Annotated in this window: 8 protein-coding genes and 1 pseudogene; 6 read left to right on the forward strand and 3 right to left on the reverse strand. The window is 70.7% G+C overall.

Translation table 11 applies throughout. The annotated features are described in order from the left end of the window. From G6027_RS01845 to G6027_RS01870, 6 genes are all read left to right on the forward strand, one after another. Window positions 1-790 (forward strand): nucleoside hydrolase (locus tag G6027_RS01845; RefSeq protein ID WP_182634873.1); only part of this gene is annotated, 790 nt, incomplete at its 5' end. A 1-nt stretch (window position 791) separates the two neighbouring features. After that, a complete protein-coding gene (locus tag G6027_RS01850) occupies window positions 792-935 on the forward strand; it encodes a hypothetical protein (protein ID WP_182634875.1) in 144 nt (47 codons plus the stop codon). A gap of 117 nt (window positions 936-1,052) precedes the next feature. After that, entirely contained in the window at window positions 1,053-2,339 is a 1,287-nt protein-coding gene (locus tag G6027_RS01855; protein ID WP_182634877.1) for an acyltransferase, read from the forward strand. Window positions 2,340-2,413: 74 nt separating this feature from the next. Beyond that, the gene (locus G6027_RS01860) at window positions 2,414-2,611 is read left to right on the forward strand and encodes a hypothetical protein (protein WP_182634879.1); all 198 of its coding nucleotides are present in this window, start codon (window positions 2,414-2,416) and stop codon (window positions 2,609-2,611) included. Between the two features lie 178 nt (window positions 2,612-2,789). Then, the gene (locus G6027_RS01865) at window positions 2,790-3,137 is read left to right on the forward strand and encodes a YciI family protein (protein WP_182634881.1); all 348 of its coding nucleotides are present in this window, start codon (window positions 2,790-2,792) and stop codon (window positions 3,135-3,137) included. Between the two features lie 82 nt (window positions 3,138-3,219). Beyond that, a complete protein-coding gene (locus tag G6027_RS01870) occupies window positions 3,220-4,431 on the forward strand; it encodes a sigma-70 family RNA polymerase sigma factor (RefSeq protein WP_187702513.1) in 1,212 nt (403 codons plus the stop codon). Between the two features lie 24 nt (window positions 4,432-4,455). Here the strand turns inward: G6027_RS01870 and meaB are convergent, their stop codons facing one another. The 3 genes and pseudogenes from meaB to G6027_RS01885 all read right to left on the reverse strand — a co-directional run. Beyond that, complete coding sequence (meaB, locus tag G6027_RS01875) at window positions 4,456-5,502, reverse strand: methylmalonyl Co-A mutase-associated GTPase MeaB (protein ID WP_187702514.1); 1,047 nt, start codon at window positions 5,500-5,502, stop codon at window positions 4,456-4,458. Window positions 5,503-5,555: 53 nt separating this feature from the next. Beyond that, window positions 5,556-7,907: a methylmalonyl-CoA mutase gene (gene scpA / locus G6027_RS01880; RefSeq protein ID WP_182634886.1), complete on the reverse strand. Its 2,352-nt coding sequence runs from the start codon at window positions 7,905-7,907 to the stop codon at window positions 5,556-5,558. A gap of 1 nt (window position 7,908) precedes the next feature. Further along, a pseudogene (locus tag G6027_RS01885) lies at window positions 7,909-8,355 on the reverse strand (methylmalonyl-CoA mutase); the annotation flags it as partial.

The following is an 8,355-nucleotide window of genomic DNA, read 5'->3' on the forward strand; positions in this document are numbered from 1 at the left end:
GGGCGCGGCCGGTGCGATCGCCGTGCCGCACGTGTTCACCCCCGAGACACACGGCCCCCGCGGGGCGGGCCACGCGGAACTGCCGACGACGACGAGGTCGGTCGATCCCCGCGATGGCGCCCGGCTCTGGGTGGACGCGGCACACGCTCATCCCGGTGAGCTGGTGGGGATCGTGACCGGTCCCTCGTCCACGCTGGCCCATGCCCTGGCGCTCGACCCCGCCCTACCCGGGCTGCTGGCGAGGGTGGTGGTGATGGGTGGTGCGTTCCGAGGGCATCCCGGCAACACCACCCCCGTCAGCGAATGGAACGTCGACGTCGACCCGGAGGCCGCCGACCGGGTGTGCCGGGTGTGGGAGGACGCGCGGGCTGCCGACCCCGCGGTCGGGGCCCCGCTGTGGTGTGGGCTCGATCTGACCGAGCGGGCGGTATGGACGCCCGAGCGCTCCGAGCAGCTGTTGGCGGCGTCCGGCTCGCCGTTGGTGCGCACGCTCATCGACGCGCTGCGCTTCTACTTCGAGTTCCACGAGTCGGTCGGCGAGGGCTACCTGGCGCAGGTGCATGATCCCCTGGTGGCCTGGCTGGCGCTCCATCCCGAGGCGGCCCTGACCGAGCCCGTCCATCTGCGCATCGAGTGCGCGGGAGAGCACACCCGGGGGATGACGGTCGAGGACCGCCGTGGCCACCGTGGGCGGCCGGCGAACGCCGAGCTCGTCGTCGACCTCTCCTTTCCCGGTGGTGCGGTCGCGGTGTTGGAGGAGGTCACCGTCTCGATCGCGGCCCTGCGCTGAGATGACCTCCACCAGCCCGCTCCCCCAGCACTCCCGAGACGCCGAGTCCGTCGCCCGCCGGCGCGTCCTCGCCATGCGTGCCACGTTCCGGCGGCACGACGAGGCGCTGAGCGCCGTGGGCTTCGTACTGCGCAAGCGCGGCTGACCTCCCCGGAGTCGCCGTGTAGAACCGGTGCTAACCTCGTCCGGATGCCCTGGCGGCGGCACCACCGTCGCCAGGGCAACGGACCGTCGTCTCACTTCAGTAGCCCCGGGAGAGTCCATGAGGCCTTTCGCCGCCGTCGCCCTCGCTGGTGGAGCCGTCGCGGCCGGGTTCGCCGCGCGACGCCTCGCGCAGCCTGCCCAGCCGACGGCAGCAGCCCCGACCCCGGTCGTCGTTCCCGACACCGCTGCGGCCGAGTCCACCGGGGTGCAGCAGCCGCGGCTCGCCGGTGCTCGCGGTCACGTTCCGGCGCTCGAGGGTCTTCGCGGTCTCGCGGCGATCGGCATCATCACCACCCACGTCGCGTTCGTGACCCGGATGTCCTACGGGACGCCGGTGCGCCGCCTCTACGGTCGTCTGGACATGCTGGTCGCGGTGTTCTTCGCCAAGACCGGCTTCCTGCTGTGGCGGGCACACTCCGACCACGCCCGCCGCGACCGGCCGGGAACGGCCCGCGCGGTGATCCCCTACCTGCGGGCCCGGCTCGTGCGAATCATGCCCGCCTATTCAGTGCTCGTCGCCGTCGCGATGGTGCTCCTACCCCAGAACCGGATCAACGGCCCCGGGGTCTGGCTGCGCAACCTCACCCTGACGCAGATTTACCAGCGGAGGTTCCTCGTCTCCGGGCTCACGCACGCGTGGTCACTCGCGGTCGAGATGGCCTACTACCTGGCGCTCCCGGCACTGTGGACCGGGATGAAGAACCTGCGGGGCGACAGGGCCCGCTGGCGGCTGCCCGCCGTCGGCGCCTTCGGGCTCTCCGGCCTGCTGTTCCCGCTGATCCCCTGGCAGCGGCTCCGGCTCCTGCCCAGGGGCGTCAACGACCAGATCCTGCCGCCGGCGTTCTCCGCCTGGTTCGCCTCCGGGATGCTGCTGGCCGAGCTGGCCACCGCCCGCCCGGGACTGCTCGCCCGACTGAGCCGGGCACCCTACGCGAGGTGGGGTTGGTGGACGGCCGGCGCCGGGGCGCTGCTCGCCACCACGTCGACCCGCTGGTTCTCCGAGGGCTTCAGACATCCGAGCGGCCGCGAGTACGCCGCGCGCAACGGGCTCACCGCGGCGATGGCGTTCTTCTTCCTCGGGCCGGTCGTCCTGGCCCCGGCGGGCACGCGCTTCCGAGTCCTGGAGTCGGCACCCCTGCAGGCGATCGGCCGCTGGTCGTACGGGATCTTCCTCTGGCACCTGATCGTGCTGCACTACGCGTTTCCGCTCACCCGCACCTCGCTGTGGACCCGGCGGATGGGCGTGATCTGGCCCGTGACCGCAGCCGGTTCGATCGCCGTGGGCGCGGCCAGTTACCGGTTCATCGAGGAACCGGCGCGAAAGCTCCTCTCTCCGCACGCCTGAATCCGGCGCCGAGTTCTCGTAGGGTGAGCGCACGACCGCGGACAGGCGCGCGGTCCCGACGAAGGAGAACAGTCATGGGTTACATCGGCGGCGGAGTGGTCCTAGTGGTGCTCGGCGCGATACTTATGTACGCGGTCGAGGTCACCATTCCGGGTATCGATTCGAACACCCTCGCGGTGATCCTCATGGTGGCCGGTGTGGTTCTCTTCGTGATCGGCCTCCTGTTCGCGATGCGCTCCCGAAGCCGCCGGGTGCCGGACGAGCGGTACTGAGCGCGAGCGTTGGCGGGCCGGGCGTCGACATCTCCTGCGCGGATGCCCCGGGAGGGGAATCCGGAGAGCGCGGAGAATTATTCTGCGGACCTGTCGATCTTCCGGCGCCCGTTCGTCATGGAGGTGTCGGCGCACACCACCGCGGCCGGCATCCACCACTGACATTCAGGAGATCGACATGAAGTACGTACTGCTGCTCATGGCCAACCTCGAGGACGTGCGCTGCGGCGAGGAGGAAGGCCCCGGCGTCGAGGAGTTCATCGCCTTCGACGCCGAGCTGGAGAAGGCCGGCGTCCTCGCCGGTGGTTTCGGTCTGGAGGACCCCGAGACCGGAGTTACGGTGAGGATCCCCGCGGGCGGGACCGACGCCGTCGTCACGTCCGGTCCGTACGCGGAGAGCAGGGAGTTCGTCGGCGGCACGATCGTCATCGACGTGGCGGACATCGACGAGGCGCTGGCCTGGGCCGCCAAGTGTCCCGGCGTCAGGGGCGGACGGGTCGAGGTCCGCGCGATGCTGGAGTTCTGATGCCGGACCGACGGGTCCGGGGCGCCGCGGGGGTGACCCCGTGACCGCCCCGGGCCCGGCGGCGTCGGACGTGCTCGCCGCACTGCGGCGCGAGGAGCATTCGCGACTCCTCGCCACGCTGGCGTCACGCTTCGGGGATCTGGATCTCGCGGAGGACGCGGCCCAGGACGCGCTCGAAGCGGCGATCGAGACCTGGCCTCGTACCGGGGTGCCGGACTCCCCGCTCGCGTGGCTCACGACCACCGCCACCCGCAAGGCGATCGACCGGCTCCGGCGCGAGAAGGCGCTCACCGAGCGTCTCGCGCGTCTCCGTGTCGAGGAGGACCGACGAACGTCCGCGCCGCCGGTCCGTGCGGTCGTGCAACCGGACGAGATCCCCGACGACAGGCTCGAGCTGTTCTTCGCGTGCTGCCATCCCACGCTCAAGACCGACGAGCAGGTGGCGCTCACGCTGCGCTACCTCGGCGGGCTGACGACAATGGAGATCGCCCACGCCTTCCTCGTCCCGGTGACGACGGTGCAGCAGCGCCTCGTCCGGGCGAAGAAGCGCCTCCGGGTCACCCGGATCCCGATCCGCACCCCCGGCCCGGACGATCTGCCGGCGCGACTGCCCGCGGTGCTCGCGGTGATCTACCTGATCTTCACCGAGGGCTACGCCGCGACCACCGGTGACGGCCACCTGCGCGGGGACCTCACGACGGAGGCGATCCGGCTCGCCCGGATCGTGCACAGGCTCGTACCGGGGCAGCCGGAGGCGACGGGTCTGCTCGCCCTCCTCCTGCTCACCGAGGCGCGCGCACCGGCCAGGGTCGACGACGAGGGCCTACCCGTCCCACTGCGCGAACAGGACAGGGACCGGTGGGACCGTCTCCTGTCGGAGGAGGGGCTGGACCTGGCGATGGAGGCGGCGGCCGGCGGGCCGGGGCCCTACTCGGTCCAGGCGTCGATCGCCGCGGTCCACGCGGAGTCGCGAGACGTCGAGTCGACCGACTGGGCGCAGATCGTGGTGCTGTACGACCTCCTCCTCGCTCTCGCACCCGGACCCGTCGTCCGGATGGCGCGGGCAGTGGCCGTGGGGCGCCGCGACGGACCGGAGACCGGCCTGCACCAGCTCGACGCCCTCGCCGGGGAGGCGGCGCTGGAGCGGCACCACCCGTTCCACGAGGCGCGGGCGACGACGCTCGAGGAACTCGGGCGCGGTGACGAGGCCCGCCGGGCCTGGGCGCGTGCCCACCAGCTCACGGAGAACGCTTCTGAGCGTGAGTACCTGGTCCGCAGGTGGTGGGACGCCTGACGCGCTCCCCGACGAGTCGGCGCGTCAGCGGTCGAAGGCGTCGATGATCGCCTGGGCCGCGAGCGCCGCCGTCAGCGTTCCCTCGCTGACACGTCTCTCGACATCCGCCGTGACCCGACGCACTTCGGGGTCGGCCGCGAGTCGCGCCATGAGGGTGTCGTGCACCATCGACCGGGTCCATTCGACCTGCTGACGGGCCCGACGGGCCTCGACCTCGCCGATCTCCCCCATCGTGTCCTGGTGGGATCGGACGGCTTCCCAGAAGTCGCCCAGACCGTCACCCTCGAGCCCTGACATCGTCAGGACGGGCACCTTCCACGCCGAATCCGCCGGTCGCACGAGCCGTAGCGCCGCGCCGAGTTCCCGCGCGGCGCGCCTGGCGTCCTTGACGTGGGGGCCGTCGGCCTTGTTGACGGCGACCACGTCCGCCAACTCCAACACGCCCTTCTTGATGCCCTGGAGCTGGTCTCCGGTGCGGGCGAGGGTGAGGAACGTGAAGCAGTCGACCATTCCCGCGACGGTGACCTCGGACTGGCCCACTCCCACCGTCTCGACGAGTATCACGTCGAATCCCGCCGCCTCGAGCAGCACCATCGTCTCGCGGGTGGCCTTGGCCACCCCTCCCAGCGTTCCGGAGGTCGGTGACGGCCTGATGTAGGCGCGGGGTTCCGTGGAGAGGGTGGCCATCCGGGTCTTGTCACCGAGGATCGAACCGCCGGTGCGGGTGGAGGACGGATCGACGGCGAGGACCGCCACCTTGTGGCCTTTCTCCACCAGATACAGCCCGAACGACTCGATGAACGTGGATTTGCCCACCCCCGGCACCCCGGTGATGCCGATGCGCAATGCACCGCCGGAGTGTGGGAGGGCGCCCAGGAGCAGCTCCTGCGCCTTCCCGCGGTGCGCAGGGTTGGTGGACTCGAGCAGCGTGATGGCCCGGGCGAGGACGGGACGATCGTCGTCCAGCACGCCCTCCAGGAGGGCCTCCACGTCGATCTCCCGGCGCGGCCTCGGGCCCGTCGCAGACGGGACCGGACCGCGGACCGCGCCCGTGCCTAGAGTGGTCGACAGGCTGCCCGAGAGGTTGCCCGAGCCCGCGGGATCGGGACCGGAGCCGAGGCGGTTCAGGACTCGGCCCCCGCCCCTGCCCCCTCACCGGGGCGGGCCGACGGCGAGTCCGCGGAGGCGGAGCCCGGGGACTCCGGCCCGGCAGAGGCCAGCTCGTGTCCGAGCTCCCGGGCGAGTGCCCCGAGCAACTCGATCGCCGCGTCCGAGATCACGGTTCCGGGAGGATAGATGGCGGTCGCTCCGGCGTCGTAGAGCTCCTGGAAGTCACCGGGCGGGATCACGCCACCGACGGTGACCATGATGTCCCCGCGGCCCACCGCGGCGAGTGCCTCGCGCAGAGCCGGTACCAGGGTGAGGTGACCGGCGGCCAGGGAGGACACTCCCACCACGTGGACATCGGCGTCCGCGGCCTGCTGGGCGACCTCTTCCGGGGTCTGGAACAACGGGCCCATGTCCACGTCGAAGCCGAGGTCGGCGAACGCGGTCCCCACGACCTTCTGCCCGCGGTCGTGGCCGTCCTGGCCCATCTTGGCCAGCAGGATGCGGGGCCTGCGGCCCTCCAGCTCGGAGAACTCCTCGGCCATCTTCATGGCCTTGGTGACGTTGTCCACGGCGCCCTCCTTGGAGACCTCCTGCCTGTACACGCCTGACAGGGTCTTGATCTCTGCCTTGTGTCGACCGTAGACCTTCTCGAGCGCGTCCGAGATCTCGCCGATGGTCGCGTGGGCGCGGGCGGCGTCGATGGCGAGTGCCATGAGGTTGTTCTCCATGCCGCTCCCGGCCCCGCCGCCGGCGGCCTCGGTGAGCCTGTCCAGGGCCGACTGACAGGCGGCCTCGTCGCGCTCCGCGCGGAGCCTGTCCAGCTTGGCGAGCTGCTCGGTGCGCACGCGCGAGTTCTCGACCTTGAGGACCTCGATCTCCTGGTCCTCGGTGACGACGTATTTGTTGACCCCGATCACCGGCTGGCGCCCGGAGTCGATCCGCGCCTGCGTGCGCGCCGCGGCCTCCTCGATGCGGAGCTTGGGGATCCCCTCGCCGATAGCCTGCGCCATGCCTCCCGCCTCCTCGATCTCGATGAGGTGCAGTCGGGCCTTGTCGGCGAGCTGAGCGGTCAGCCACTCGATGTAGTACGACCCCGCCCAGGGGTCGATCGGCCGGGTCGTCGCCGACTCCTGCTGGAGCAGGAGCTGGGTGTTCCGCGCGATGCGGGCCGAGAAGTCGGTGGGCAGGGCCAGCGCCTCGTCCAGTGCGTTGGTGTGCAACGACTGCGTGTGACCCTGCGTCGAGGCCATGGCCTCGATACACGTGCGGGCCACGTTGTTGAACACGTCCTGGGCGGTCAGCGACCAGCCGGAGGTCTGGGAATGGGTACGCAGAGACTTGGACTTCTCGTTCTGCGGGCCGAACTTCTCCACCAGTTCGCTCCAGAGCAGGCGGCCGGCCCGCAGCTTGGCGATCTCCATCGAGAAGTTCATCCCGATGGCCCAGAAGAAGGACAACCGAGGTGCGAACTTGTCGATCTCCAGCCCGGCGTCCAGCCCTGCGCGCAGGTATTCGACGCCGTCCGCGAGCGTGTACGCCAGCTCCAGATCCGCCGTCGCACCGGCCTCCTGGATGTGGTAGCCGGAGATCGAGATGGAGTTGAACCTGGGCATCTTTCGGGAGGTGTAGGCGAAGATGTCCGAGATGATCCGCATCGAGGGGGTGGGCGGATAGATGTAGGTGTTGCGGACCATGAACTCCTTGAGGATGTCGTTCTGGATGGTCCCCGCGAGCTGATCCGGTGTCACCCCCTGTTCCTCGGCCGCCACCACGTACAACGCGAGGATCGGTAGGACGGCCCCGTTCATGGTCATCGAGACGGAGACGGCGGACAGGTCGATGCCGTCGAACAGCTCACGCATGTCCAGGATCGAGTCGATCGCCACACCCGCCATTCCGACGTCCCCGGCGACACGGGGGTGGTCGGAGTCGTAACCGCGGTGCGTGGCCAGGTCGAATGCCACCGACAGACCCTTCTGGCCCGCCGCGAGGTTGCGCCGGTAGAAGGCGTTGGACTCGGCCGCGGTGGAGAAGCCGGCGTACTGCCGGATCGTCCACGGCTGGTTGACGTACATGGACGGGTACGGACCGCGGAGGAACGGCGCGGCTCCCGGAACGGTGTCCAGCGGGAAGGGGGTGACCTCCTCGCCGTCGTCGGTCGGGGCGCTGCCCGTCTCCACCGCGTCACGGTCCGCCTTGGTGAACACCCGCTTGACGTCGATACCCTCCGGGGTCTCCCACCGGGGTCCGGTGTCGGTGTCGGTGTCGGTGTCGACGTGGGCTGCGGTCCCGACGCCGTCCGGCAGGGGCGCACCCTCGGTGCTCTCGCGCAGCGGAGAGGTACTGAAATCGGGGAAGGTGGTCATCTCACTTCACTCCCAGCTGGTCGAGGAGGGTGGTCAGGGCGACGACTGCGTTGATCCCGGTCGCGAGGTAGCCGTCCGGTCGGTCGTCGGCGTCGGCGGGGAACCCCTTCTCCGCGCCGGCGAGGTAGACCGTCGTCACACCCGCCTCACGTAGTGCACGGACGGCGTCCGGTCCCTCGGCGGCGTAGCGCTTGTCGGCGCCGCAGAGGACGGCGATGTCCTCGCCCTCGCGGACACCGGCGTACTGGTCGGCTGCGGTGGCCAGGGGGTTGCGGGCCTCGATCCCGCCCGCGGCGAGCAGGTTGGCGACGAAGGTGATGCGACCCGTGGTCTCGGCCATGGGGCCGAGCCCGGCGAGCAGGACCGTCGGCCGGGCGCCGGTGGCCTCCAGGTGTGCATCCGAACGGTCGCGCAGGGCCTCGAAGTCGCGGCCGTAGCGGTAGTCCTC

This window comes from Dietzia sp. SLG310A2-38A2 (genome assembly GCF_014145095.1).
GTDB lineage: Bacteria > Actinomycetota > Actinomycetes > Mycobacteriales > Mycobacteriaceae > Dietzia.

Excerpts from the sequence above, each read along its gene's own strand:
- G6027_RS01860 (WP_182634879.1), top strand. The coding sequence starts at position 2,414 with ATGGGTTACATCGGCGGCGGAGTGGTCCTAGTGGTGCTCGGCGCGATA.
- G6027_RS01855 (WP_182634877.1), top strand. The coding sequence starts at position 1,053 with ATGAGGCCTTTCGCCGCCGTCGCCCTCGCTGGTGGAGCCGTCGCGGCC.
- G6027_RS01865 (WP_182634881.1), top strand. The coding sequence starts at position 2,790 with ATGAAGTACGTACTGCTGCTCATGGCCAACCTCGAGGACGTGCGCTGC.
- scpA (WP_182634886.1), bottom strand. The coding sequence starts at position 7,907 with ATGACCACCTTCCCCGATTTCAGTACCTCTCCGCTGCGCGAGAGCACC.
- G6027_RS01850 (WP_182634875.1), top strand. The coding sequence starts at position 792 with ATGACCTCCACCAGCCCGCTCCCCCAGCACTCCCGAGACGCCGAGTCC.